Origin of the sequence: Streptomyces erythrochromogenes, assembly GCF_040684695.1 — a bacterium.
GTDB classification, from domain to species: domain Bacteria; phylum Actinomycetota; class Actinomycetes; order Streptomycetales; family Streptomycetaceae; genus Streptomyces; species Streptomyces erythrochromogenes_C.
Genome location: NZ_JBFBGM010000025.1, coordinates 93,233 through 118,855, shown reverse-complemented (window position 1 = coordinate 118,855; position 25,623 = coordinate 93,233). Strand labels below are relative to the sequence as shown.

The following is a 25,623-nucleotide window of genomic DNA, read 5'->3' as shown; positions in this document are numbered from 1 at the left end:
CGGTGGCAACCGAGACCGATGTCTCGCGAACCGAGCGCAGGGACGGCAGATGAATCCCTCCCCCTCACCTCAACCGCAATCCACCTTGCTGCTGCTCGACCAGTTCCGCCTGGAGACCCGGGGGCAGCCCGTGCCGCTGTGCGGCAACGCCCAACGGCTCCTGGCCTTCATAGGACTGCGGCGGCGGGTCCAACGGTGCGTCGTGGCGAAGACCCTGTGGCCCCACGCGACCGAGGCACACGCCCGGGGCAGCCTGCGGACCACGCTGTGGAAGCTCCCGTGCGGCGCGCAGGAGCTGCTGCACTGCACCCAGGAGTCGCTCGCTCTCGCCGAGGACGTCGGCGTGGATGCCCGCACCCTCGCCGTGACCGCGCTCGACGTGGTCCGGGGCCGCGGGCCCCAGAGCATCGACTCCCTGCTGATGGAGCTCCTGGAATGGGGCGACCTGCTGCCCGACTGGGACGACGACTGGGTCGTCCTCGAACGGGAATGGCTGCGCCGGCTGCGCCTGCACGCCCTCGACACCCTGTCGGACAGGCTCGCACGGCAGGGCCTGCCCGCCCTCGCCCTGGAAGCGGCCCTGGCGAGCATCCGCATCGACCCGCTTCGCGAGGCTCCGCACCGGTCGGTCGTCTCGACCCACCTCGCCGAGGGCAACCTGGTCGAAGCCCTCAGACACTACGAGGCCTTCCGCCACCTGCTGCGCACGGAGCTCGGCACCGAGCCGTCGGGCCAGTTCAGGCGCATGATGCCACTCGAACGGCGGTGCGCGGTGCGGCGGCGATGACGGAGCGGTGACGGCACGGGCCGAGGATCGGTGGGGAGACTCGTCCCGTCCGGAGGAGCAGGGCAGTGAATGCCGTTCAATACGCTCAGAGCAACCGAATCGTCGAGTTGATGCGGCAGCCGGCGCAGGAGCGCAACGCCGAGTGGGTGAGGGCCGCACTCCAGCAGGCGGTCCTCCTGGAGCTCGCCACCCTCCCGCCGTACCTGTGCGGCCTGTGGTCGGTCAACACCACGAGCGGCCCGGTCCGCCGCACCCTGCGCAGGATCGTGTTCGACGAGATGTCACACCTCGGCATCGCCTGCAACCTGCTCACCACCGTCGACGGCACTCCCCTCCTCACCGGCGAGGCGCTGGTGCCGACGTACCCGGGCCCCCTGCCCGGCGGCGTACGGCCCGGGCTGACGGTCTTCCTGAGCGGGCTGACCACGCACTCGGTCACGATGTACGCCGCCATCGAGGAGCCCGACCACCCGCTCCCGCCCGCACTCCCGCCCGCGCAGAGGGCCGAGGCCTCGTACACCTCGATCGGCGCCTTCTACACCGCGGTCCTGGACGCGCTGTCGGCCCAGCCGCAGCTGATCACCGGCCACCGGCAGGTGATCCGGGACATGTCGCACCACGGCGAGGGCAACAGCCTCGATCCGCTCAACACGCTCGACGACGTCAAGGCGGCCATCAGGGTCGTCAAGGAGCAGGGCGAGGGGACGTCCGCGACGCCCGAGAATCCGTTCCCGGACGGGGACGGGTCGGGCGAGCTCGCCCACTACTACGCCTTCCGGGAGATCCTCCGGGCCCACGAGCTGAGCGACCCGCCCCTGGGCCCGGACGAGTGGAACTTCCCCACCTTCCCGATGGGGGGCGTACCCGCAGGGGGCTGGCCGCGCGAGGACCCCACCACGCCCGCGGTGATCGAGCTCCTCGACGAGTTCAACCGCGCCTACAGCGGCGTACTCAGCCTCCTCGAACAGGCCTGGAAGCAGGTCGATGCGGAGCAGGCCGCGATCCGTCTGGACGACGCGGTGACGAAGATGTTCGAGCTGCGCTCACCCGCCCGGGAGCTGATGCAAACTCCCCTGCCGCACCACGGCGGCAAGAACTACGGACCGGAGTTCCGCTACACGGATACGTTCTGAGAGGGACCATGGAACGCTCGGAACGCTCGCACCACTCACACCGCCGCGAACACGCGCAGTCCCCCTCCTCCCCCCGCCTGCGCCTGCTGGGCCAGTTCCGGCTGGTGTACGGCGCGGAGGCGGTGAACCTGTGCCCCAACGCGCAGCGTCTGCTGGCCCTCGTCGCCCTGCGCTCGTGCGTCAGCCGGACCGTCCTCGCGGGAACCCTGTGGCCGGAGGCGACCGAAGCGCACGCCCGGGGCAGCCTGCGAAGCGCCCTGTGGAAGCTGCCCCGTGGCGACCGGGCGCTGGTCACCTGCTGCAGGAACACGGTCTCGATCGCCGACTCCGTCACGGTGGACGCCCGAGTGCTCGCCGAGACGGCGCTGCGCGTGGTGCGCTCCCCGAGGCCGCCGGGCTCCGGAACGGTGCCGGCGGTCCTGTTCGGCGACGGAGAGCTGCTGCCCGGCTGGGACGACGCCTGGGTGCTCCTCGAACGGGAACGGCTGCGGCAGCTGCGCCTGCACGCACTCGACGCGCTGGCCCACGGGCTCGCCCGGGACGGACGGCACGCGCTGGCCCTGGAGACGGCCCTGACGAGCGTACGGACGGAACCCCTGCGCGAGAGCGCGCACCGCGCGGTCGTCGCCGCACACCTGGCGGAGGGAAACATGCAGGAGGCGGTACGGCACTACCTCGCCTTCCAGCACCTCTTGGACCAGGAACTCGGCGTCCCGCCCTCACCCCTGTTCGCCCGCCAGCTCCAGTCGGGCACCACCCGCTTCCCCCCGCTGCTCGCGAAGGTGCCGCACGGCGACGGGTAGCCCTCAGGCCCGACGAGCCTGAGGGCGGTGCCCCACTCCTCTCAGTCGGGCACTCGGGCCGAAGCCCGTGCGGGCAGCCCGAGCAGGGCCCGGGTGATCTCGGGCGCGTGGGCGGCGAAGGGGCCGAGGTCGGTGGCGCGCGGGTAGGCGGGATGGTCACGGTGGGCGGCCAGCCGGTCCAGCGCGCGCAGGCCGTAATACGCGGACGGTTCCGCCGCCGGGGCACGTACGGGACGGGCGGTTCCTGCCGCGACCGCGGGGAGCATCCGCTCGAACAGGGCCTGGCAGGCACGGATGCCGCGGAGCATGACCTGGTGGTAGCGGTCCTCGGGCCCGATGGGGAACCGCTGTTCGGCCAGGACCGGACCGGTGTCGATGCCGGCGTCGACCTCGTGGGCGGTGGCGCCGTACTCCGTGTCGCCGTTCAGCAGGGCGTACAGCACCGCCACGGACGGGAGTCCGCGATGCCGCGGCAGCAGCCCGTTGTGGATGTTGACGATGTGCAGGCCCTCGGCCCGGAGCAGGGGTTCCCGGAAGATCTGCCGGTTGTTGAGGGACCACACGATGCCGTCGGTGCCGGCCCGGGAAAGCGTGTCGGCGTGGGCGTTGACATCGGCCGCCGCGAGGTGGGGCGCTTCGGCGGCCGCCGCGTCCAGCGGGTCGGCGGAGCAGACCAGGTCGACCGGGTGCCCGTGGGTGGCCGCGTGCGTGACGGCGCGGCGGAGCAGGGCTCCTTCTCCGACGAAGATCATTCGGATGTCTCCTCGCGTGCGGCGGTCAGGGCCGCGCAGACCTGTCCGAGCGTCAGGTCCTGCACGAGGCAGTCGAGACGGCCGTTGAAATGCCGGGCCTGGTCCGGGGTGAGCAGGTCCGAGGAGACGGCGGTGAGCATCTCGACGAGAGCCAGGGAATCCCCGCCGAGGGCGTGGAAGTCCGATTCCGCCGACAGGAGTGCGCCGTCGACGCCGAGGACCTCCGCCCAGTGCTGTCCGACCCGCGCGTCCAAGGTGGCGGGCGGGGCGGCGACATCGGCTGCGGCCGCCTCCGGTGCGGCCGGGGCGAAGGGATCCGGGAGGGCGGCGAGATCGGCCTTGCCGCTGACCGTGCTGGGCAGTGTGTCGATGACGGCGACATGGGCGGGGACGAGGTACGCGGGGAGCGTCCGGGTCAGTTCGGTCCGCAGGGCGCCGGCCAGGTCCCCTCTGCCCATGCCCATGCCCTCGCCCTCGCCCTCGCCCGTCGCGTGATCGCCTGCGTGGGGCAGTACGTACGCGCAGAGCACGGTCGCGGTGGAGTGCGGGCGGCGGCGGGGCACGACGACGGCGCGTTGGACGGCCGGAAGGGCTTCGAGGGCGGCGACGACCTCGGCGGGATCGACGCGGTGCCCGGCGATCTTCACCTGCTCGTCGATGCGCCCGGCGAACTCGACGGATCCGTCGGCCAGTCGGCGTCCGAGATCTCCGGTGCGGTAGCCGCGGACGCCGTCGGGGCCGATGGTGAAGGGTGAGGGACGGCCGTCGGGCGGGCCGAGGTAGCCGCGGGCCACCTGGACGCCGCGTACGACGATCTCGCCGGTGCGGCCGGTGTCGGCCGGTCCGCTGCCGATGCTCTCGCCGTTCTCGGTGACCAGGTCGACCCGGGCGTACGGGCCGGGGCGGCCGATCGGCACGGTGGCGCCGCTCTCCGCGCCGTGCACGGTGTGGGCGAGTACGGCGACGGTCGCCTCCGTGGGCCCGTACCCGTTGACCACACGGCAGTCGGCCCCGAAGGCCGCGTGCGCGGACCGTACGGCGATGGGTGTGAGGGGCTCACCGCCCAGCAGCAGGGTGCGCAGGCGGGGCGTTGGTCCGCCGCCGGCGGCGCCGAGCAGGGCGAGGTGGGAGGGAGTGAGGGCGAGGGTGTCGGCACGGTGCTCGGCGACGAGTTCGCGCAGGGTGGCGGGCGCGGGCGGGCCGGGGGCGAGGACGACCGTTCCGCCGGCGGTCAGCGGCAGGAAGAGGGGGAAGCACGAGATGTCGAAGGCGTAGGAGGAGGCGAAGCCGAAGCGCGTGCGGCCGGTGACGTGGCAGACCTCGGTCATCCAGCGGACGAACCCCATGAGGCTTCCGTGCTCGATCTGCACCCCCTTGGGGCGGCCTGTGGAACCGGAGGTGTGGATGACGTACGCGAGGTCTGCGGGCCGCGCCTGCGCCGCCGCTTCGTCCGCCGGCCCGTCCGATCCGTCCGATCCGTCCGGTCCGGCGGCAGGGCTGTCGAGCAGGTCCTCGACGGCGAGCAGGGTCCCGGGTACGAACGGGGCGAGGTTCTGGGCCAGATGTCGTCGGGTCAGGCAGATGCCGGCGGCGGCCCCCTGGAGGATCTCCCTGATCCGTGGGCCGGGGTGGTCAGGGTCGAGCGGCACGTAGGCGGCGCCCGCCTTGAGGATGCCCCAGAGGGCGCTCACTCCGGCAGGTGTGCGGTCGACGACCAGTCCCACCAGGTCCTCGCGTCCTACGCCGCGGCGCCGGAGCCCGGCCGCGATGGTGTCGGAGCGCCGGTCGAGTTCGCCATACGTGACCACGCCCCCGGGCCCGTCGAGCGCCGGTGCGTCGGGGGTTCGGGCGGCGTGGGCGCGAAAGGCGTCCACGACGGTGAGTCCGGGGATCGCCCGGTCCGGCACGGCGGCCGGAGCGGGGTACGCGACCCTGGGCGCGGAACCTGCGGCCCTGGGCGCGGGGTCCGCGGGCAGGGCGTCCGCATCGGCGAGGCCGGCCAGGACCGTGTCCAGCAGCCGCCCGGCACGCTCGGCGAGGTCCGGGCCCGCGCCGCGGACGCCGAGGGTGAGCTCGGTCGCCGTGCCGGTCTCGGCGGCGACCAGGGAGAGCGGAACCAGCGGGGCGTGCACCGGCAGCGCGTAGGCCGTGGACGCCGTGAAGCCGCCGCCGGAGAATTCCGCCAGGTCCAGACGGCCGAGGTGGGAGACGACGGCCGAAGCGAGATGGCGGTCGGTACGTGACGCCACGGCCTGTGCGGCGCGCAGCAGGGCGGCGGTCACGGGCCGGGGCAGCGGCGCGAGGGCCGATTCGAATCCGCCGGCGAGTTCGCCCTTGCCGGCCAGGGCGGTCAGCAGGCGGGTGTGCGCGGCCGCCCACTCCTGCCAGGGGCGGAGTTCCAGGAACAGGGGCAGGCTCAGGTTGCCGGTGGCCGCGATCCCGGGACGGTGGCGGCGCAGGTCGACGGGAACCATGACACGGGTGTCGAGGCGGGTGGCGTCGGCCAGGGCCTGGGCGAGGCGGGCGGTGAGCGCGGACCGGCGGCCGGGCAGGGTGCGGCGCAGCCACAGAGTCCGGAGCGGGCCGCCGCCGTCGGCCGGGCCGAGCGGGGAGCGCCGGGGAGGCACCGGCATGGGCCGCGTCCGGGTGCTGCCGAGCCGGCGCAGGAGTCCGGCGTCGGTGTCCGGGTCGAGGGCGGGCTGAGCGGGCTCGCCGCGCAGGGCCCGGAAGACCTCCCGTACCCAGGTCAGGGCGCCGTGGCCGTCCATCAGGGCGTGCGGGGCACTGAAGACGAGGATGGTGGTCCCCTTCCCGGCACCGCCCTGCGCGCTGTTCGTGCTGTTCGTGCTGTTCGTGCTGTTCGTGCCGGGCACGATCAGCACCTCGCAGCCGGGCCGCTCCGTCCGATGCGACGGCCCGGCGGGTAACTCGACGGTCCCGGGCGCCGAGTCGGTGTACGCGCCGGCGCGCGGTAGGTCGTACCGCACCCGGGGCAGCGGCCCCCCGACGGTCCACAGCGCACCGCTGCGTACGAGCCGCGATCCCGGGCAGGACTCGGCGGCCCGCGCCACGGCCTCCTCGAGTGCCCGGGCGTCGGGTACGCCCTCGCCCTCGACGACGATGCGCAGGGCCATGGCCCCGCGGGCGTCGCCGGCGGCGAGGTAGAGACGTTCGGTCGGCGACACCGGACGGCGGTAGCAGGCGTACGCACCGGTACGCGCATCGGTGTCGGTGCAGACGCCGTCGCCGGCATCGGCACCGGCGTCGACCTGCTGATGGGATGTCATGGCGTGGTGTTCCCTTGTTCGGTGGGGCCGGATGCCGGGCGGGCCGCTACGGCGGCCTCAGCCGCCTCGGTGGCTTCGGTGGAGGCTGACGGGCGGGCCGTCCAGGCGGCCACGCCGCCCAGCTCGGCCACCCACTCCCCCAGTGCGCGCAGCCCGTCGGCCTGGGTGCGCGGAGCGATGTAGCCGAGGTCCCGGCGGGCGGCGGCGGTGTCGTACGTCGCCGAGCGGGTCAGCAGCGCCATCATGTAGCGGCTCATGGGCGGACCCGCGTCCGGACCGGCGTCCGGACCCGTGTCCGGACGGCTGCCCGCGGATCGGTGGCGCAGGTGCCAGCCCGTCTCGACGGCCGCGGCCAGCCCGCGGCCGAGGAGAAGCGGGATGCGCGGGGCGGGCGGCGGGCAGTCGAAGAGGGCTCCGACCCGGGCCAGGAACGGCCACAGGTCCGTCTCCTCGCGGTCCGCGACGAAGTAGGCCCGGCCGGCGACCCGCCCGGCGGGCGCGTGTACGGCCCGCAGGCAGGCGTCCACCGCGTTGTCGACGTGGCACAGCGAGACCAGCACCCGTTTGCCGCCCGACAGGTCGGGCAGTCGGCCCAGGCGCATGGCGTCGACCATGCGCGGCAGGAATCCCGCGTGGTCGCGCGGCCCCCAGATGCCGCGCGGGCGCAGGGCGCAGGTGGTGAGGTCCGGCCCGTCGGCCGCCCGTACGTGCTGTTCGGCGATCGCTTTCGTCTCGCAGTAGAGGTTGAACCACCGCCGCGGGTACGGGGTGCTCTCGTCGATGCCGAGTCGGTCGCCCTCCCGTATCCGCATCAACGCGCTCGGGCTGGAGACGAACACGAACCGCCGTGCCCCCGCCGACCGCGCTGCCGCCAGCAGCCGCTGCGTACCGGTGACGTTGGCGTCCTCGAACTGCGCGCGGCTGCCGTGGTCGACGACCCGTGCCGCGCTGTGCAGGACCGCCTCGCAGCCCTCCGCCGCCCGCGCGAGGGAGCCCTCGTCGGTGAGGTCGCCGGTGACGACCTCGACGCCGGGCAGGGAGCGCAGGAGTTCGGCGGCACGGCCGGGGCGGACCAGGGCGCGGACCTGATGGCCCTCGCGCAGGGCACCGTCGACGAGGTGCCCGCCCAGGAATCCGGTTGCTCCGGTGACCAGGATCTTCACAGTGTCCGCCACCAGGTCGCGCCGTAGAGCATGGTGTTGCGGACCACCGACGCGGTCCCGTGGCCGGCCTCGCGGCCGCGCGGCAGCGCCAGCGGGATCTGCGCGGCGTGCACGCCGATGCTGAGGAAGGCGTCGGCCCACCACAGCCACCGCAGCACGGGAACATCGGGTACTCCCCCGGCCGCGGCCCACGCCGCCCCGCCGGCGAGGTACGCCCATCCGGCCAGCGGCACGATCCGGGCTGCGCGCCGACCGGTGGACGACGAGGGCCGGGCCTGCTGCCGCTCGGCCCAGCGGGCGAGCTGCTCGCGGCCGATCTTGGCGTTGTGCCGGATGTCCACGGGAAAGCCGGGGTGCCTCAGGAACTCCTGGAGGCCGGTGGTCGCGGCCTGCGCCTCGGCCATGGTGCCCAGTTCGGCGACGAGCCGCGTCCATGCGGCCTCGTCGAGCTCTGCCCCGTCCGGCCCGGTCTCGGTCTCCACGCAGACGATGGGCCGTTGGGCGCCGGCCGGCCCGATGCCGACCAGGGCGGTGCGCCGGACCAGCGGATGGGCGTTGAAGACCCCCTCGCAGCGCACGGTGTGCAGGTCTCGGTCGCCGGTGCGGACCCGCTGGGCGGCACGCCCGCAGAACCACAGGCGGCCTTCGGCGTCGAGATGGCCCAGGTCTCCGGTCCGGTGCCAGACGAGGGGCTCCGCGCCGCCGGGGCGTTCCTCGGTCGCCTTGTGCGCAGCGTCCGACGCGGGTGAGCGGTGGTAACGCCGACTGACGGAATCCCCCTGGACCAGGATCTCGCCGACGCGCCCGGCCGGCAGGCCGGCCGCAGGGGCGAAGCGGGTGAGCGGGCCGTCGGTGACGGGGGCGATGGCCACACGAGTGCCGGGGACGGGCCGGCCGACGCAGGTCCCCTCGCCCGCGGCGGCGCCGGCCGCGGTCCCGGTACCGGGACCGCCGCCTTCACGGGCGGTGTTGATGTCGGATTCGGTGTCGGTGTCGGCGTCGGCGTCGGCGTCTCCGAGGATCTCGGCCGCCTCGATCGAGGTGATCGGCAGTACCTCCGTGGCCCCGTACGTCACATGGATGCGCGCCTTCTCGTCGAGCACGGAGCGCAGGGCGGCCACGACCGCGTCGGGCACCGGGGCTCCGCCGGAGACGACGCAGCGCAGGTCGGGCAGCGGGTGGCGGCCGCGGGTGGCGCCGGTGAGGTGTCCGGCCAGGTTCCGCAGCAGGGCGGGCGAGGCGAACATGGTGGTGACGCGGAATCGTTCCAGCGCGTCCACGAGCAGCGCGGGATCCGCCTGGGCGACCCGGGCGGGCGCCAGTGGCGCGAGGACCAGGGTGGATCCGTACACGAGGTCCAGCACCCCGTAGAAGGGCAGAGTGACCAGCGAGACGTCCTCGCGGGTACGGCCGTGGACGGCTTCTATCTGGCGCGCGATGGACAGCGCCATGCGGTGGGTGTATTCGACGCCCTTGGCGGGGCCCGTGCTTCCGGTGGTGAAGCCGATCATCAGCAGGTCGTCCCCGCCGGTCGGCGCCGCGTCCGTGTCCGTATCCGCGGGCCTGCCGGTCGCCGGGTGGGCGCGCAGCGCGGCCAGGGTGTGGCCGCGGCCGAGCCGGCGCCGCCCCAGGGTGACGGTCACGTGTACTCCGGCGAAGGTACGGCGGCCCAGGACACGTACCAAGTGGGCGAGGGGCGGCCCGATGAAGGCTTCGGCGCCCACGGTCCGGTAGCAGTGGAGCATGCGCCGCACGCCCATCCCGGGATCGACGACGACGGGCACGGCCCCGACCCGGAACAGCGCGAAGCAGAGGGCGAACAGCTCCGGCCCGGGTGGGGCCATCAGCACCGTCCGCGTGCCGCGGGTGATCCCGGCGCGCACGAATCCGCGGGCCAGTTCCTCGACCGTGTGCTGCAACTCGCCGTAGGTGACGGTGCTGTAGCCGCCGGAACCCCGGCGGTCGGGGTGGATGACGGCCGGCTTCTCGGGGAAGGTGCGGGCGTTGCGCTCCAGCCATCCCGCCAGGCCGTCCGGGCCGTCCGGTAAGTCCGCTAAGGCCGCGGATCGTTCCGCGGCCGGGTCTTCGGTGAACCTCGTCTGCGGCACGGGGCTCACCGCCCCTCGGGCCGGTAGAGGGCGCACGCCGCGCTCGGGCCGGCGCCGACCGACACGAACAGCAACTGGTCGTGTCGGTGGTCGTGGCCATGGCCGTCGTCGTGGCCGTCGTGACGTACGCCGTCCATCGCCGCGAGGTAGCCGAGGACCGGTGCCGCGGTGTGCGGCTCTCCGTGTGCCCCGACGTCGTCGGCCGACGTGGACGGGCCGATCACCAGTGTCCGGTCGAGGTCGATGCCGAATTCGCGCGCGTAGTCGGCGGCGGCCCGCGCCGCGAACGCGCCCAGCCGTTCGGCGTGGTCCGGCTCGCGCCGGACGGTGATGGCGGTACGCCCGTGCCGGCCCATGGTGGCGGTGTCGAGGTAGCCCTCGACGTCGGTGGGTCCGTCGGCGGTGTAGTGCCGGACCGGGCCGAAGCCGACGCCGTCGTCGGCGCTGCGCTCCAGCAGGAGCGCGCCCGCCAGGTCCGCGTACGGGTAGTCGGCGTCGCGCCGCGCGTCGCCGCCGGGGTGGACGTCGGCGGCCGTGATCAGCAGCCGTTCGGTGCTTCCCGTGTCCAGCAGGGCCTGGCCCACCTGGACTGCGGCCAGCACGCCGCAGGCTCCGTTCATCAGGTCGAAGGAGAAGCCCGCGGCCGGTTCGGGGTCGGTGATGTAGTCGAGGTTGATGCCGACGTCCTTCTGGACCAGGGCCGCCATGGCCGGTTCGAAGGTGTTGTGTTCGCGGTAGACGCCGACGTTGATGAGGGTGCCGATCGAGGATGCGGGCACCTTCGCCCGCGCGAGGGCGCTGCGTGCCGCCCGGCCGGCGAGGTCCACGGCGGAGGCCGGGGCGGACCTGTCGGGCAGTGCGGTGGCGGCCGCGGTGATGACCATGCCCATCGTTCACACCCCCACGTTCGTGAGCGTCGCGGAAAGGGCACCGGTGACCACGCCGGAAGCGGCCGGCACCAGCAGGTACGTGGCACCGGGGCGGGCGTCGCCCGACCTGAGGTGCTCGCACAGCGTCAGGAAGTGCGAGGTCGTGGCGGTGTTTCCGTACCGCTCCACGACGGAGAGCGAGTCGGGCATGGGGGTGCCGAACTCGACCTCGGCCGTCCGGTTGACGTACTCGATGAAACGGGTGCCGACCTGGTGCTGGATGACGTGGTCGAACTCCTCGGCGGCGAACGTCCGCCCCCGCTTGGCCAGGTGGTCCTGGTGGAAGCGCGGCCACAGTTTGAGCCGGTCGCGGTTGTGCATCTTCTTGTTGTCCGTGTAGAGGGAGATGCCGCCCGGGGTGCGGTCGCTCGGCATGCCCATGCACAGGTGGGAGTACTCGGAGCAGGTCATGAGCTCGATGTAGTGGATGCGGTCGGCGTCGTCGACGGAGGCGTCCAGGACGACCGCGGCCGCCGAGTCCCCGACGGAGAGCGAGGCGAACTGCGGGTCGTAGGAGTCGGTCATCTCGCGTGCGGCGCTCTGGGCGACGCGGCTCGCCTGTTCACCGCTGACGACCAGCCCGCGCCGCACGGCACCGGAGCGGATCATCCGGTCGAGCAGCCACACACCGGTCATCATTCCGGCGCAGGCGTTGGAGACGTCGAAGTGGATGGCGGAGGGGGCGCCCAGTTCCCGGGCCAGCATCGCGGCGAAGGACGGTTCGAAGGTGAAGCGGCTGCCGTCCTTGAAGCGGGTGATCGACCCGGAGATGACGATGTCGAGGTCGGCGGCCTCGTAGCGGGAGGACTCCAGCGCGTCCCGGGCGGCGGCCAGGGCCATCCCGAACGAGTCCTCACCGGCGGCAGGTTCGGGGTCGTACACGCGGCGCTCGGTGATCCCGGTGATCTTCTCGATATCCGCGTCTCCCAACCCCGGTACCAGGGCGGCAAGTTGAGACGTGGTCTGGACGGCTGCCGGAAGGTAGGTGCCTAAGGCTTCTATTCGGCTGTGTGCGGTGGCGGTGCTCATGCGTATCGCTCTCCGTGGCGGTCCGCCGCGGGCATGGGAGTGCCCGGGCAGGGGTTGACAGAGGTGTCAAGGAGTGCCCGAGGAATGACGGACAGTCACGTTACTGTAACGTACAAAGATGTGGCGGCCACCTCGGCACCGCTCCGGGCAAACGACCGCGGCGCGGCGGCAGCGGCGCCACGCCGAGCGCGGTCCGACGGCACACCCTGACCGCACCCGAGATGGTTCGTGGGCGCCGAGCCGCGCGGCCGGCGGCTCACAATCCGATTGCCCGCTCCGGGCGATCGCCCCTAGGGTCGGGGCATCGAACGGCGTGTAGCTCAGTCAGCCAGAGCACCGGGCTTCCTACCCGGAGGGCGCAGGGGCAGATCCTGCCACGCCGGCTTATGAACGAGAACGCTGACCAGCAGCACCCGACCGAGCCCGGCCGCCCCGCCGGTGCGCCCGCCGCCGCGACGACCGGTCCGGCCACCGCCTCGGCGGCGTACGCCGCAGGCCAGTTGGCACGCGCACTGCGCACCTCCGTCTCCCACGCCGAGCCGGCCGCCCGCGACCGCGCCCTCGACCGGGTGCGGAAATGGCGTGCCGTGCTCGCGGGCATGGCGGACGGCAGCCTCACCGTCGGTTCGCGCGCTCCGGTCGCCGGGCTGCCCGCCTGGGTCACCCCTGAAGTCGTCCGCGGTGGATTCGCGACCGGAACACCCGCCGCGGGTGGGCCCCTCACACCGCACGAGGCGGACGTCGCCCGCCGGGCCGGCATACCGGCCGACCGAGCGGCGCTCTTCGCCCACGCGCTGACGGAGCCGGGCCTCGAGGAACTGTGGCAGCTGCTGGACACCGGTCGCTACGAGGTGTCCCTGCCCGAGGAGGCGGCCCTCCTGACCGTCGCCTGGCTGGTACGGGCCGACGACTTCGGCGTGGCCGCGGCCCTGGTGACGGAGCTTCAGCCGTTCGCCGACCGGCTGCGCTTCCTGCCCCGCCCGACCGACCGGCCCGCGCCCGACACGAGCGCGGTGCACCGTCGCAGCGTCGGCGAGGTCTCGGGCGCGCTGCGGGCCCGCGGGCCCAAGACCGCCATCGAGGTTCAGCGCGAGGCCTTGAGCGTCTGGCGGCCCTTCGACGACGAGCTCCTCGGCTACTGGCTGCAGCACGGCGAAGCGACCACCCCGGTCCGGGACGCGGCCGATCGGCCGGGAGCGGAGCGCGTGCCCGGCGCCGGACCGGCCACTGCCCGGCCCGGCAGCGGTGGCAGCGACGCGCGCGTGCAGGCGAGCGCCCTGCTGGAGCGCTACCACGCCCTGGCCGCGGCCCACACCCTGTGCCATAGGCACCGCGACGAGAAGTCCAACACGGGCATCATGCTGCGGGCCCTGGAGGAGGCCGCCGCCGGGCGCCGACTCACGCCCCGGCTCGCCGGACTGCTGCGCCACGCGGTGACCTCGTCCGTCGCCAAACGGGGCCTGCCCGGATCGGACCGGCACTCCCGGCTGCGCGCCGAACAGGCGCGCCAGGCGGCCCTGCCGGCTCACCACGAGATCGCCGCCGCCGTGGCGGACCGCCTCGCACCGCTGGACCAGCGGGCCGGCACCCCCGACATCGACGGGATGCTCACACCGGTCACGGAGACGGAGGCAGCCGGGAACGGCCTGCCCACCGGCACCGTTGTCCCGCCGCGTCTGCGGCAGGTGGTCCGCACCGCGCTCAGCGCCCCGCCGGAGGACCTCGTCGCGCGCGGTCTGGTGCCCTCCGCGGAGGTGCTGGCCGAACTCGTTCCACAACTGGTGGCGAACGCCACCGCGGAGCTCCACGCCGACCCCGCCCTGCGGACGCTCGCGGCGGCCACCTACCGGGCGTTCCGCAACCGGCGTTCGCTGCTGCTGCTCAACCTGGCGCACCAGGTACGGGTGGACGAGCTGCCCTGGGTGCGCGCGGTCGCCGGCCACGGCAGCGACGCCGATGCGCAGGCACGGGCGCGGGCAGCGGCAGAGGCCGCGCTGCGCCGTCTGGGAGAGCTGGCCGTCGGCGCATTCCCGGGGACGCTGCTGCCGAACCCCCTGGTCCGGGAGATGTCCCACCTGGCGCGCCAGGCCGACCTCTCCGCGCAGTTCACCGAGGAGCTGGCGGCCGACATCTTCATGGGGACCTTCAGCCCGAAGTTCCTGAGCGCCGCACGCACGGCGGCCGACCTCCTGGAGGACAGCCTCTACACCCGCTACTACGGCATCGACTGTGCTGCGGTGCGCACCATGGCGGTGGTGCACGCCGCCGACGGCATCGGCCGGACGCGTCCCGCCACGACAGCGCCCGCGTTCGACCGGCTGTGCGGGGAGCGGGCCGGGACGGACACCGCCCGCGCCTGGTCGCCCGCCGGCAACGGCACGGTCATCGAGCAGGCGCAGATCCTGACCACCCACAACCTGGCCGTCCTGGTGCGGCACGCGGGCGTCGCCCCGGAGGCCGGCTGGGAGGCCCTGGCCGAGGCGGGCTTCGCGGCGGTGTGCCGCCTCGTCACCCGTGTCCACGGCCACCCGCGCCCGCTCGGCACCATCAAGGACGCGGCGTACGCCTGGCGGCAGATGCTGTTCTTCCTGTCGCTGTGCCCGGCCGCCCGGCAGGCCGCTCTCGTCCAGCGGATGGCGGCGGAGGCTGCCGGACAGCCGTGGCACACGGCCGCCCGCCTCGCCCCGGCGATCGCCGGGCTGCGCCTGGTCGTGGGCGGCGGCACCTTCGACGCGGACGGCACCGCCCTGGGCGGCCTGGCCCGCCGGTTCCAAGGCTGGACCACGACCGGGCACTGGATGCGCGCGGCCGTCCGCTGACCGGTCGGGGGCCGACCGTTCGCCCGATTCGGGTATCGGTGAGAGCAGTCCCCGCGGCGGTACGGGCCGTCGCCCGGTGGGGCGACGGCCCGTACGCGTGCCGGTCAGCGGCGGTGGCCGTCACGCCTTCGTTTCAGGCTGTGCCGCACCTGTCCGCCCATGCTCGGGTGAACCGCTCGTGCGCGGGTGCCGGGACCGCGGGGGGAGCTTCTGCCGGGGCGGTCGGTTTGGGGCGCGGGGCCTTCGCGGCGGTCAGCTCCCTGCGGACGGCGCGGTGATGGTCGACGGACCAGGAGTTCCAGCGGCGGACGGTGCGGTCGGCCGGGCGGTCCAATGCATGCAGCTGGAGCTGGAGGGCGGCCGCGTCACGGCCGACACCGAGAGCCGCCGCCACCTCGTCCACCAGGTCCGGGACGCTGAACAGCGGGTTGGTCTCGTACTGGCCGGGAGGAACGGGGGTAGCGGCGGACCGGTCCGCCAGCCTGCTCAGCGCGGTGAGCACATCGGCGGGCAGGTCCGTGAGCCTGCCGAGCAGGACGCGGGCACCCTGCGCCGCGGGGTCGCCCACGGGGCGCTCGGCGAGAGCCCAGGCGACAGCGGTGGCGGCGGCCCGCACGCTGTCGGCCTCAAGGGGTTCCTCGAGGCGGCCGGTGAGCAGGGCCGTGGTCCAGGTCTCCGGGAGTCCGTGGTCTGCGGCGAGGGCCGCGGCATGGCTGCCGTCATCGGTGTACGGGGCGGCACCGAGCAGCTGGGTCCAGGCCGCGGCCATGCGTTCCGCGGCCGCGGTCGTCCCGCCGGGGGCCCACAGCTCCGCCGGGTCGCCGGGCAGAGCGGCGGCGAGTACGGTGCGCCGGCCGGCCGGACCGAGCCGTCGCCGGAACTCGTCGTACGCGTAGCGGGTGTTCTGGTCGGCCTTGTACGGCTTGGAGCGGACCAGCTTGCGGTGCGCACCGTAGTCGTCGCTGCCGGCGAATCCGTCGAGGACCAGGGCGGCGATCGGGCGCGGCACCCCGGTGCGCCAGCGGAACAGGTCCACGGCTTCCTCGGGCACGGGCAGCGGGCCCTGTCCGGCGAGCAGGGCCAGCAGGCCGGGGAGCCGGGTGGTGTCATCGGCGACGACGGTGTGCGTGGACCACTCCTCGGCGTCGGCGGGCACCGGATCGGCTGCCCGCTGGAGGAAGGGGGCGAGGCCGCTGCGGTCCGGGCCGGAGGCCACGGCGAAGCCGTCCGCGCGCAGTGCGGCGATCCGCTGCTCCGGGGCCCGGCCTGTCCGCCAGGAGCTGCCAGCCTCCGCGAACGGCTGCCGGCTCCATACGCCGAGCAGTGCCGCGAGCGCTTGTCGCTGCTCGTCGGGGGTGGCCGCGACGACGGTCCGCCAGGCCACGGCATCGATCCGGCCGGTCAGCACCGCCCACTCGGCGGGCGGCGCGGGCAGGGCGAGCACCCGTATCTCGTCGTCGATCTGGCCGCGCAGGTACCGGCCGTCGGCGGCGACCGCGGTGAGGAGGGCGGGCTGTGGCTGCGGCGGCCGTTCCTCGTAGCCGCGCAGCTGGGGCAGCAGGCCGTGGAGGGCCGGGACGAGCCGGTTGTCCGGTGCCGGGTCGGGCAGGTCCACGACCGGCCCGGCCCGCATGACGCCGACCCGGTGGGACAGCTCCTGGCGGCGGCGCAGTACGTCGGCGGCGAGCCGGACGGCGCGGTCGACGCCCTCCTGGACCTGCGGGTCGGTCACTCCCGGCAGGGCGTGCCCGGTGCCCTGGTGCAGCAGGTCGCGCACCGCGCTGTCGGTGACCGTCCGCAGGGCCCGGGACGAGGGCTCGTCGCGCGGGGTGAGGAAGTGCCAGAAGGCAGGTGGCGGCACCGGCCCGGCCAGTTCGCCCAGGGTGGCCCGGCTCCGGCCCTTGTGGCGGCTGCCGGGGAAGCCCTGGACCTGCCAGAGCAACGAGTTGTCGGCGGCGGCATGGCAGCGGATCGTGGTCCCTCCGGCCAGGACGGCGTCCTCACCGCCGAGCGGCAGGGCAAGGATTCCCCAGGGGCGCCGGCCCCAGGTGTTACTGCGGTAGGAGGCGGTGCGGCCGTCGATGGCCTCCAGCACGAACTCGCGGGGCGAGGGACCGGCGTACGGGGTGCGGTAGTCGACCCGGCAGCCGGTGAGTGTGCCGTCCTGGCCGAGCGGGGAGGGCGGGGCGCCGGGCGGCAGTGCGGCGAGGATGCGGTGGTCGGGGAAGGGCTTCATGCCGGGCGGGGACCGGTCGGGGTCGTGGAAGGCGGGCAGGGTGCGGTCGGCGGTGGGCACGCCGGTGGCCGCATCGCGGCGGTTCCAGCCACCGCAGTCCTCGCTGAACACCTCGGCGCTCCAGAGGGTGTGGCCGTCGCTCATCTGGTAGTCGCGGTGGCCGATGCCCTCGCGTCCGCCGGCCCACAAAACGCGCTCGCCGTCGAACCGGCCGCCCCCGTCCGAGGTTTCGAACTGGTAGCCGAGGCCTCCCTGGATACTGCCGCCGTAGGGGCGCAGTCCGTACGTCTGCTCCGGTTCGAATCTTTCGCCGGGGTGGTCCGACCAGTAGGCGGTGTGGGAAGCGTTCTCCTCGTGCTGCTCGTTCCAGCCGACGAGGAACTGGCCGCCGACCCAGTGCACGGTGTGGCCGAGTGCGCCGTCGGGCAGTTCCAGGGTGTGGTCCGCGCGCAGACCGGCGTGGTCGACGGCGAGGGCGCGGGTCTCGCCGTACACGGTGAGCACCGGCCAGGTACAGGTGACGTGCACGGTTTCGTCGGGCCGGAACGCGGCGAGGGCCTGGTCCAGGGCGGGCCAGCCCAGCTCCTCGGGGAGCCCGGCCCGCAGCGCGCGGGCCAGCGGGCCGGTGAGGTCGAGCGCGTCGAGGGCCTCCTCGATGCCGTCCAGGGCGATGGCGGTGGGCCGGTCGAGGAGGCCGTACAGCTCGTCGACGGCCTCGTCGGCGGCGGCTAGGCCCCCGCCCCGCAGAGAGCCGAGGAGCTTCTCGACGCGGGCGTGCACCTCGGCCGTGATGCCCGGGTTGTGCGGGAGCCGGCTGATGGCGGTGCCGCTGATCGCAGGGCCGCCAAAGGTGCGGAGCCCGGCGTGGACGGTGCCTTCCAGCCGGGGGCCGAACACCGGGTCGGTGGCGAGTGCCTTGAGGTCGCGCTGGGAGTGCTCACCCCAGAACTCCAGGCTGATCGCAGCACCGGGGTCGTGGACGGGTATGCCCTCGGCGAGGCAGAGGTCGAGGAGGTCGGCGTCCAGATGCTGCCACCGGTAGCGGTCCTCGTGCAGGTGGACCGGGGTGCCGTGCGCGCGCAGCAGCGGAGCGAACCGGCCCACCAGGTCCAGGAGTTCCGCGGGCATGGGCTGGCGGGTCACCCCACCGCCGCGGACCGTGCGGTGCGAGTATCCGGCGGCGTACCGGCGCAGCCAGTCGCCGAGGCCGCCCTCCGGGGTGATCCGCCCGGCCGCGGCCGCCTCGGCGGCGCCGCACGCGATGAGCAGCCGCAGCCAGGCAGCCGCGTCGTTCTTCGACTCGGGAAACAGGTCGATGAGGGCGGTGGCCTGCTCGTCGGCGGGCGGGTGGTCGCCGAGCGGGCCGGCTGCCGCGTCGAGCAGCCGGTCGGGTACGGCCTTGCCGCGGGCCGCGGCCAGCACACCGCCCAGTACCCGGGCCTCCTCCTCGCTGCCGAGCCCGGCCGCACGGGCCGAGTCCCGGACGCGGCGGGCCAGATCGGCGGGAAGCTCGCCGGGGGACGCCGCCCAGGCGTTCAGCAGGCGGACGAACTCGCGGTGCGCGTCATCCGGTTCGAGGACACCGGCCAACCAGGCCGCCGCTCCGCTGAGTTCACTGGCGGGCAGGCCGCCGAAGCGGGCGAACAGCAGCTGGTTCGCCCGCCGCCAGTCGGGATCGACCGGCAGGGCGTGGGTGCGCTCGGCGGCGCGCGCGTGTGCGTAGGCGCGGGCGGCGGAGCGGCGGTGGGTCTCCAGCATCCAATGGCCGATGGTGTCCCAGAACCAGGGCAGGTGGGCGGCCGGCAGGCCGCGGGCGAGGCGCTCCGCGTCATCCACGAACCGGCCGGGCTTCTCCCAGGCCCGGTGCCTGCTGCTGCCGGCCCGTTCCAGCGTGTCGCGGGCGTCGGCCTCGACGCCCGGCCCCTGCGTACGTGCCCAGTCGGCGTACGTCTCGGAGATTCGGTGATTGGCTGGGAGTGGGACGTGAGTTCCGGTGTTGCTGGTCATACGTGCGATCTTGCCAGGGGGCTCTGACAGCGGGTCCGGGGGTTCCGGGGCGTCGGACAGGGTCTGCCGGACCGGCAGGAGGCGGCTCTGAGGGACGGCCGTCGCATCATCCACCCCGTGACGACACCGGCGCCGCCGGAAAAGCGCGCTCCTCGCCTTCGTCCTCACCCGTCACCTCGGCGCGATCTCGCTCGTCGCGATCGGCTCGGCGGGCGTCACCCTCCTCGGTGTCACCACCACGGTGAACACATCGAGGAAGAGATCGGACTCCTGAAGACCGAGTGCCACCTCGTGATATCACGCTCCGTCACTCATACCGTGGTCGCAGATGTGACTCACCCGGCCGGGTGGGTGCGTTCGTTCCGGCGGCCGACGCCACCCCGCCGTGGTCGATGCGACGTTCAGGGCATGACCAGTGCAATGAGGACGATGAAGGTGCTGTGGAGCGCCTGGTGGCGGCGATGGCCGCACTGGGTGGCCTGGGCAACGATGCTGTGGGGAGTGGCGTATGCCGGCCTCGGCCTGGCGTGCGTGCTGAGCGGGACCTCCTTGCTCCGCCACGGCGGTGACCCAGCGCTGTCCGGACTGGATTGGGCGGTCGTGGCGGTGGGCGCGCTGGGGACGCTGGGCAGCGCGGCGGTGGTGCGCTACGGGCTGCGGCCGGCGCTGCGGGGGCTGCTCCGGGTGACCTGCGGGCTGGCCGGCATCACGGCGTTCAGCCTGCTGATGGATGTGATCACGCTGATCCTCGGTCAGGGAGTGGACAGCCCGGCCTCCGCTGCGAACAAGGCCCTGGGTGCGGTCGGGGCGGTCCTGCTGGCGGCCACGGCCCGGTCCGACCGCGTGCCCGCCGGTACTGACCCACGGACTCCGTCCGCGGCGTCACCGTTCGTCCAACTCGCCGCCTGGGCAGGGACACTGGCCTTTGTGCCGTACGCGGCGATGAAGCTGGTCTGGGCGTCGGGCGGCACGTTCGCGGGAATCACAGGTCACGAGATGCTCGCTGTCTCGGAGCGGAACGGCGCCTCGGAGATCTTCCTCACCCTGGAGTCCTGGGGCCTGGACCCCACCGCGTTGCTGGCCGTGCTCGGCGTTTCCCTGCTCTGGGGCCTGGTCCGTCCGTGGGGGCAGGTCTTCCCGCGCTGGACGCTGTTCCTGCGCGGCCTACGGGTGCCGCGCTGGCTCCCGCTTGCCCCGGCTCTGCTCGGGGCTGCCACGCTCGCCCCGTACGGTGTTGTGGGGATCGGATACCTGGCCCTCGCCACGGCGGGCGTCCTGACGATGCGGCGCGGCGACTTCCACTCCACGGGCGACGCGCTGCTCGTTGGCTGGATCGGGATGGTCGCCTTCGCCGTCTACGGCATCGCCCTGACCATCGCGGCACGCTCGTACTGGCTGCGTACGCGTCCCGCCTCCCGAAAGAGATGCGGGGCAGAGTAGCCAGCGGTCTGCAGCCCGTTCGGTCCCCCGCCAACCGGCTCCCCAGGGGGATTTCGGCCGGCGCGGAGCCACAGGGTACCGTCGCGGCCCTGGCCGCACCGCATGACCACCCGCCCGGGCCCGCGCAGCCGCTTCTGACCGGCGGTGGTGAGGGGCGCCGAGGCGGCAGGCAGCCGGCGTCGATCGTCTTGCCCGAGATCGCCCACGCCGTCCCGCACTTCGGCTCCTTCTCCGTCGAGCCGAGTTCACCGCGCCGGAGGGCGTCCCCTTGTCTCGCTGAGCTTCGCGGTCGTGGCCCTATTCCGCTCCTGCGCCTGTTCAGCGAGTCGGAGGGCGTCGTCGATCTCGCTGAGCTTCGCGGAGGACAGGACGGCCGCCCGCTCTATCAGGTCGTCCCGGGACACAGTGGTCTGCCACGTGCACGGGGTGAGGCCCGGACGCGGGAACGCGAGCCGCAGCACGCCTTCGAACGGCAGTCCTTCACCGGTACCGACCGTCACTTCGATGCCCAGACCGCTGATGTCGATGCCCGCCGGAGCAACGACCTGCATCACCCTGATCCCGGACGTGTCGTCTCCCGACAGCAGTACGACAGGCCTCCGCTCGTCGAACTGGACCCACCAGACCTCGCCACGTTGCACAAGTCCTCCTGACACATGACGGCAGGCAGACGCTGCCAGTCCACCGAACGCCCGCACAGGGTGCACCGGACGTAACGATGCCACCACGTCCCACTGCGGCATGAGCAGCAGCGGGAACGAGAACGAGAACGCGCAGACGGCGTCGAAGTACTCCGTGGTCTCGCAGGCGCGCGCGTCCGCGAGCCGGTACTCGGCGCCCGCCCTGAGGGGCTGGGCCGGGTGGAGCAGTGGGCTCGCGGAGCCGGGCGGGCGTTTCGAGACTGAGCCCCATGAAGAGACAACGATCCGTCGGATCGCACTCCCGTGTGCTGGCCGCCCTCGTCGTGGGACTGCTCCTTCTCGGTGCGCCGAGCGCCTTCCCGCTCTCCCGCGAAGGTGCGGGCGGCCCCGCCGCGCCGTGCGTCTCCACCCCGGCCGAGTACCGGGCCGCCTGGGAGGCGCGCGAGGTCCGGTGCGTGGCACCCTCTCTCTTCGGGACCACGCACGCCCGGGGCGAGACCTCCCTCTACCCGAGCGGTTTCCGCTACGCCTGGGCCGGGTCCAGCACCAACCTCGAGCAGTACCTGAGGCTGCGGGCACGGTACGGCGACCAGCCGGCCAAGGTCGGGATCGGTGTCCTGTCCTACGTCGGCTACCCGGGCCTGGACGACTGGTCGACGCCGACCGATCTGGAGGTCTACACGCTGCCGGCCGGCGTCCGCGCCCAGGTCCCGGCCTTCGAGACCTGGTTCCGGCTGCTCGACGAGGAGTTCGGTTCGACGGGGGCGTACCCGCTCGCGGCTCAGCGCGACCTGGTCGTCGCGTACTCCCGGCTGGACCGGGACAAGGACGTCGTCGGGGCGTTCGAGGACGTCACCGGCTGCCGCCGTGACGCGCTGCTCGCGGGTGAGGCTCCTTCTGCGGAGATCGGCTGCACCCTCTCCTTCCTCGGAGCCCTGGCCGCCGCCGGCCCGTCCCCGTACGACGGCGCCGGCTCATCGACGTGCTTCGCGAACTTCCAGACGCGCTACCGGGGCGACCGGGACGCCTCGGCACTGCGGGGCGCGCTGTTCCAGTGCCAGGACGCCGGGTTCCTCAACACCGGTGTGGGGCTTGGCTACAACACGTACGCCAACCCGTTCGTGTGCCGGCCCGCCGACCGGCAGAGCGTGCGGGAGAGGTACACCGGGCGCGAGTTCATCCTGCCGAACGCCCCCTTCACCGCGCTGCCGAGCCATGTCGCCATCCCGCTGGACCTCGGGACACCGGGCCAACGCGACTTCCTGCACACCGGATACTGCCGATGACCGATCAAACGACCCGACAACGGTCGACGGCGCCACGGGGGCCCGGAACGGCCCGACCGCAGGCGGCTCCCCGCAGTGGCTCCTGCGCCCATTCCCCGTTCAGGCGCGGCGTTGACGCGCGGGGGTTCGCGTGGGAGCCGCACCCGGACTGTCACCAGCAGCGCGCGAAGCTGGCTGAGTGTCACCGGCGCGCTGGGACGGATCATTGGATCAAGTCGGTGTGCGGATGCTCGGGGGCGGTCGGGCAGATGTAGATCTGCATGTTGTCCGTGCTGCCTACTTCTACCCCCGTCGGCTGCGAGGGGTCCTGGCCGGCGTAGTGGGGGCCAGCGGCGTCGGCCTGGTCTTCCTGCGGCACCCAGCCGTCGTCGCCGTCCCACTCACGGGAAGCGATCGTCAGCAGCGGAACCATCTGTGCCTCGCACACGACGCAGTACCGGGGGATCGGGTCGGTGCGGCCCCACGGGGGCCAGCCGCCGACCTTCCAGCCGGGCGCGTTGCCCAGATGAATGGAATAGAACTCGCGCGGATACGCCGCATAGGAGCCGGCCACGTCGGCGCCGCCTGCCTGCCACCTGTTCCGGTCCTCCAGCATCTCCTGCAGTACCGGGCTCAGATCAAGGGTGTTGGGGTACTCGGTGATCGATTCTGGGGCCAGCAGGCACGGCTCCGGCACGTAGCCCGGATAGTCCGCCTCGTACGGTTCCGGTGGTGTGACGAGGACGTCGCCGACCTCCGCGGCTGACCGCCAGAACAGTGCGGTCGCCGGCTTGTAATCCGGATCGTGCTCATACGGGCACCAGAGAATCTGAAGAAGATCGGCCTGCCCGGGCGGCCGCAACAGGGGTACGTCGCACAGGAACAGCTGAGCTACGGGCAGCATCGGGACCGGACATTCAGCCGAGCCGGGAGGGCCGGCTTCGAGCCGTTCGGCGAGCCACGCGGCGTTGCGCTCCTTGAGCGCCTCCTCTGCGGGTGTGAGCGTGGGAACCGGGCCGTCAGGGCTCCACCGGGAAGACAGGCTCCGGCGGAGCCGCACTTCGGTCGGCGACCGGCGGGATCCGGTATCCACATGCAGGTGCACGTCTTCGCAGTGCGGCCACGGCTCGCCTGCCGGCCACAGCAACGGCCCGCCGACCGAACTGTCCCTGACCGACGGCTGCCCCGGACGCGGATGCAGCCGCATCGCCGGGCGCGCCAGCGGCGCGAGCTCCGGGAAGACCGCTGTCACCTCGACAGGCCGCGGCGGAGTAGTTCGTACGAAACTCATGCCGGTGATCTTGTCACCAGCTACCGACAGAGGGGGCCGGCCCCCCTGGCACCCTCGGGTGGCCCCACCATACGAACGACACGACCGAGGCCAACCGCAACGCTCCCTGAACACCCTGCGCGGGCCCTGTGTGCCGCAAGGCGTTCCAGGCCAACGCGGTATGGGTGCGCCGGACTCGCGCCGGCTTGAACAAGCATGGGGCCTCGCTTCTCTCCCGATCGACCGCGCACAGGTCGGGCTGGACACGACGTGGATCAGCGCACGACGGAACGGGCAACGCGGAATCCCACGTCGTCGACCTGGAAAGTCGGGTGGCTGCGGCGCCGCGCGGAGGCCCGGCAACTCCAGTGCTCATCGAACCAACCACCGCCGCGGAGGGCCCGGTAGGCGCCATGGACCTCGGCGTCGTAGACGTCCAAGCACCAGTCCCAGACGTTGCCGAGCATGTCGTAGAGCCTCCAGGAGTTGGGGCGTTTGCCGCCCACCTCGTGGATGCGCTCGTGCGAGTTGCCGCGGTACCAGCCGATCTCGTCGAGTTCCCCGTAGCGCGGGATCTGCCCGAGCGGTACGGACACTGGCAGACCGCCTACGAGCGGTTCGCCCGCTGGTTGGGGGTCGGTTCCTCGTCGTTGGGTGCTGTCGGACAGCATGGGGGCATGGATTTCGATCAGCCGCTGCCGCGCGAGGTGAAGGTCATCGATTCGGCCTCGCTGTGCAGGCTGGAGGAGCGGGCATGTGACCTCGGCCTGAACGCGCGACTGGACCCGTCGTGGGTCCGGGCGAATACGGCGCCCGATGGCACCCACTACCTGTGGCCGGCTCTGTGGAACCGCCCGTTCCACCGTCCGGACCTTCCACCTCAGCTGCGGTGTGAATCGTTGATCACGCTGCGTGCGGGAGACCGCGTGGTGAGCTGGCTCGACGTACTTCCCGACGACTTCACCCCGCTGCCGAGGGTGACCTCGCGCGAAGAAGGCATGCAGGTCAGCCGGCTCCTTGACCGTTCTCCTTCGGTCAGGGAATGGGTACTGCGGGAGGGCGAGGGCTCAGGTCGGCTGTGACAGGTGCCGCCGCCGGATGAGGCAGCATCCCAGGGTGACGAAGGCTTCCACTGCGGCTGCACAAGCGTGAAGATCGGAACATCATGAGTCGCGAACCAGACCCAGCCGTCCTCTACCCGGACGTGGCCGCCCACGGCAGCCTTGCCGCAGCACTCCAAGCCGCTGCTGCCGAACACGGCATGTCCCTTCCCCTGGCCGTCACCCCGTCCGATCCACTGCGTCATGCCACGATCACCAGTGTCGCTCCGCATCGCCATTCGTCGTACGTCACGGCGTGGCATCACGAGCGACGCTGGAGCGTCTACGGCTCGTCGAACGACAGGCTCATGATCTGCGGGAACACCAAGGACGTCCGTGCGCTTCCCCCGGTGATCCGCGCCTGGGCGGAGGGGGCCGGCCTCGACGACATCAGGCAGGCCGCGGCTTTCGACCTCCTGACGGGACGTTTCGAGGTCCCCGACAACAACCCCGCCGACGTCATCGCCTCAGAGTGGCAGTGGTTGCTGAAGGATGCTGATGACGCCGACTGGCCGCAGTACCAGGCGCTCATCGAATCCGCCCACGCCGAACCGAGGCTCCGCGGACTCTACCCCTTCACCAGCCACTGGGCCCTGAGCTTCTCCAACACCCCTGAACCCCCGTTCTCCCCGCCCTTCGTGTCGATCAGCTCACCCCGGGAAGCCGGCGACTACACCATCAGGGAGTGGGCTGGCGGCCCTGCCCTGCATCACGTGCCCACAGCCGGCGAAGCGATCGCCATTGCCGTCGGCCGGATACCCGCCGAGCTGCTCCAGACGTCTTCTGAGCGAGCCACCCAAAGCCTCTGAGAGCGATACAGGGCCGGAACGCGGCGGCGGGAGGGGGCGGGGCAC

General features: G+C 73.0%; 16 protein-coding genes, 1 tRNA gene and 2 pseudogenes. 9 read left to right on the top strand and 10 right to left on the bottom strand.

Going from position 1 to position 25,623, the window contains the following annotated elements; all coding sequences use genetic code 11:
* Positions 1 to 85 precede the first annotated feature (85 nt).
* From AB0O53_RS29920 to AB0O53_RS29910, 3 genes are all read left to right on the top strand, one after another.
* On the top strand, positions 86 to 787 hold the full coding sequence (locus tag AB0O53_RS29920) for an AfsR/SARP family transcriptional regulator (protein ID WP_350999896.1): 702 nt from the start codon (positions 86 to 88) through the stop codon (positions 785 to 787).
* 110 nt (positions 788 to 897) lie between these two features.
* Complete coding sequence (locus tag AB0O53_RS29915; protein WP_365199802.1) at positions 898 to 1,920, top strand: ferritin-like domain-containing protein; 1,023 nt, start codon at positions 898 to 900, stop codon at positions 1,918 to 1,920.
* A gap of 8 nt (positions 1,921 to 1,928) precedes the next feature.
* Positions 1,929 to 2,723, top strand: a complete 795-nt coding sequence (locus AB0O53_RS29910) for an AfsR/SARP family transcriptional regulator (protein ID WP_350999890.1) — start codon at positions 1,929 to 1,931, stop codon at positions 2,721 to 2,723.
* 41 nt (positions 2,724 to 2,764) lie between these two features.
* Here AB0O53_RS29910 and AB0O53_RS29905 read toward each other — a convergent pair whose 3' ends face one another.
* The 6 genes from AB0O53_RS29905 to AB0O53_RS29880 are packed head-to-tail and all read right to left on the bottom strand — an operon-like array spanning position 2,765 to position 11,892.
* Entirely contained in the window at positions 2,765 to 3,475 is a 711-nt protein-coding gene (locus AB0O53_RS29905; RefSeq protein ID WP_350999888.1) for a formyltransferase family protein, read from the bottom strand.
* Positions 3,472 to 6,762 carry a non-ribosomal peptide synthetase gene (locus AB0O53_RS29900; RefSeq protein WP_365199799.1) on the bottom strand — a complete coding sequence of 1,097 codons (3,291 nt, stop codon included), beginning with the start codon at positions 6,760 to 6,762 and terminating at the stop codon, positions 3,472 to 3,474. The genes AB0O53_RS29905 and AB0O53_RS29900 overlap by 4 nt, the downstream gene beginning before the upstream one ends.
* The gene (locus AB0O53_RS29895) at positions 6,759 to 7,937 is read right to left on the bottom strand and encodes an NAD-dependent epimerase/dehydratase family protein (protein ID WP_365199796.1); all 1,179 of its coding nucleotides are present in this window, start codon (positions 7,935 to 7,937) and stop codon (positions 6,759 to 6,761) included. The genes AB0O53_RS29900 and AB0O53_RS29895 overlap by 4 nt, the downstream gene beginning before the upstream one ends.
* Complete coding sequence (locus AB0O53_RS29890) at positions 7,922 to 10,033, bottom strand: AMP-binding protein (RefSeq protein WP_365199793.1); 2,112 nt, start codon at positions 10,031 to 10,033, stop codon at positions 7,922 to 7,924. Before AB0O53_RS29890 ends, AB0O53_RS29895 begins: the two co-directional genes overlap by 16 nt.
* A 5-nt stretch (positions 10,034 to 10,038) precedes the next feature.
* Positions 10,039 to 10,923, bottom strand: a complete 885-nt coding sequence (locus AB0O53_RS29885) for a hypothetical protein (RefSeq protein WP_365199791.1) — start codon at positions 10,921 to 10,923, stop codon at positions 10,039 to 10,041.
* 3 nt (positions 10,924 to 10,926) lie between these two features.
* Positions 10,927 to 11,892, bottom strand: coding sequence for a 3-oxoacyl-ACP synthase III family protein (locus AB0O53_RS29880; RefSeq protein ID WP_365199788.1), 966 nt, complete (start codon positions 11,890 to 11,892; stop codon positions 10,927 to 10,929).
* 408 nt (positions 11,893 to 12,300) lie between these two features.
* On the opposite strand from AB0O53_RS29880, the gene AB0O53_RS29875 reads away from it, so the two are divergent.
* Both AB0O53_RS29875 and AB0O53_RS29870 read left to right on the top strand, forming a co-directional pair.
* Positions 12,301 to 12,374, top strand: a tRNA-Gly gene (locus AB0O53_RS29875).
* 3 nt (positions 12,375 to 12,377) lie between these two features.
* Positions 12,378 to 14,810, top strand: a complete 2,433-nt coding sequence (locus AB0O53_RS29870; protein WP_365199785.1) for a hypothetical protein — start codon at positions 12,378 to 12,380, stop codon at positions 14,808 to 14,810.
* Positions 14,811 to 14,943: 133 nt separating this feature from the next.
* Here the strand turns inward: AB0O53_RS29870 and AB0O53_RS29865 are convergent, their stop codons facing one another.
* A complete protein-coding gene (locus tag AB0O53_RS29865) occupies positions 14,944 to 19,053 on the bottom strand; it encodes a hypothetical protein (RefSeq protein WP_365199782.1) in 4,110 nt (1,369 codons plus the stop codon).
* A gap of 408 nt (positions 19,054 to 19,461) precedes the next feature.
* Here AB0O53_RS29865 and AB0O53_RS29860 point away from each other — a divergent pair, with 408 nt between their 5' ends.
* Positions 19,462 to 20,493 (top strand): hypothetical protein, encoded by a 1,032-nt coding sequence (locus tag AB0O53_RS29860; RefSeq protein WP_365199779.1) that lies wholly within the window; start codon positions 19,462 to 19,464, stop codon positions 20,491 to 20,493.
* Between the two features lie 238 nt (positions 20,494 to 20,731).
* Here the strand turns inward: AB0O53_RS29860 and AB0O53_RS29855 are convergent.
* A pseudogene (locus AB0O53_RS29855) lies at positions 20,732 to 21,134 on the bottom strand (type II toxin-antitoxin system PemK/MazF family toxin); the annotation flags it as partial.
* A 269-nt stretch (positions 21,135 to 21,403) separates the two neighbouring features.
* Between AB0O53_RS29855 and AB0O53_RS29850 the strand changes: the two are divergent.
* The gene (locus AB0O53_RS29850) at positions 21,404 to 22,420 is read left to right on the top strand and encodes a hypothetical protein (protein ID WP_365199776.1); all 1,017 of its coding nucleotides are present in this window, start codon (positions 21,404 to 21,406) and stop codon (positions 22,418 to 22,420) included.
* A gap of 202 nt (positions 22,421 to 22,622) precedes the next feature.
* Here the strand turns inward: AB0O53_RS29850 and AB0O53_RS29845 are convergent, their stop codons facing one another.
* Entirely contained in the window at positions 22,623 to 23,690 is a 1,068-nt protein-coding gene (locus AB0O53_RS29845) for a hypothetical protein (RefSeq protein WP_350999864.1), read from the bottom strand.
* A 254-nt stretch (positions 23,691 to 23,944) separates the two neighbouring features.
* Positions 23,945 to 24,241 (bottom strand): annotated as a pseudogene (locus AB0O53_RS29840) (formylglycine-generating enzyme family protein); the annotation flags it as partial.
* A gap of 105 nt (positions 24,242 to 24,346) precedes the next feature.
* Here AB0O53_RS29840 and AB0O53_RS29835 point away from each other — a divergent pair.
* Together AB0O53_RS29835 and AB0O53_RS29830 are read left to right on the top strand one after the other, a co-directional pair.
* Positions 24,347 to 24,751: a hypothetical protein gene (locus tag AB0O53_RS29835; protein ID WP_350999861.1), complete on the top strand. Its 405-nt coding sequence runs from the start codon at positions 24,347 to 24,349 to the stop codon at positions 24,749 to 24,751.
* 83 nt (positions 24,752 to 24,834) lie between these two features.
* On the top strand, positions 24,835 to 25,578 hold the full coding sequence (locus tag AB0O53_RS29830) for a DUF6193 family natural product biosynthesis protein (protein WP_365199772.1): 744 nt from the start codon (positions 24,835 to 24,837) through the stop codon (positions 25,576 to 25,578).
* Positions 25,579 to 25,623: the final 45 nt, after the last annotated feature.

Bases quoted from the DNA above. Each gene is read 5' to 3' on its own strand.
- AB0O53_RS29915 (WP_365199802.1), top strand. From the start codon at position 898: ATGCGGCAGCCGGCGCAGGAGCGCAACGCCGAGTGGGTGAGGGCCGCA.
- AB0O53_RS29910 (WP_350999890.1), top strand. From the start codon at position 1,929: ATGGAACGCTCGGAACGCTCGCACCACTCACACCGCCGCGAACACGCG.
- AB0O53_RS29905 (WP_350999888.1), bottom strand. From the start codon at position 3,475: ATGATCTTCGTCGGAGAAGGAGCCCTGCTCCGCCGCGCCGTCACGCAC.
- AB0O53_RS29900 (WP_365199799.1), bottom strand. From the start codon at position 6,762: ATGACATCCCATCAGCAGGTCGACGCCGGTGCCGATGCCGGCGACGGC.
- AB0O53_RS29885 (WP_365199791.1), bottom strand. From the start codon at position 10,923: ATGGGCATGGTCATCACCGCGGCCGCCACCGCACTGCCCGACAGGTCC.
- AB0O53_RS29870 (WP_365199785.1), top strand. From the start codon at position 12,378: ATGAACGAGAACGCTGACCAGCAGCACCCGACCGAGCCCGGCCGCCCC.
- AB0O53_RS29865 (WP_365199782.1), bottom strand. From the start codon at position 19,053: ATGACCAGCAACACCGGAACTCACGTCCCACTCCCAGCCAATCACCGA.
- AB0O53_RS29860 (WP_365199779.1), top strand. From the start codon at position 19,462: ATGACCAGTGCAATGAGGACGATGAAGGTGCTGTGGAGCGCCTGGTGG.
- AB0O53_RS29850 (WP_365199776.1), top strand. From the start codon at position 21,404: ATGAAGAGACAACGATCCGTCGGATCGCACTCCCGTGTGCTGGCCGCC.
- AB0O53_RS29845 (WP_350999864.1), bottom strand. From the start codon at position 23,690: ATGAGTTTCGTACGAACTACTCCGCCGCGGCCTGTCGAGGTGACAGCG.
- AB0O53_RS29835 (WP_350999861.1), top strand. From the start codon at position 24,347: ATGGATTTCGATCAGCCGCTGCCGCGCGAGGTGAAGGTCATCGATTCG.
- AB0O53_RS29830 (WP_365199772.1), top strand. From the start codon at position 24,835: ATGAGTCGCGAACCAGACCCAGCCGTCCTCTACCCGGACGTGGCCGCC.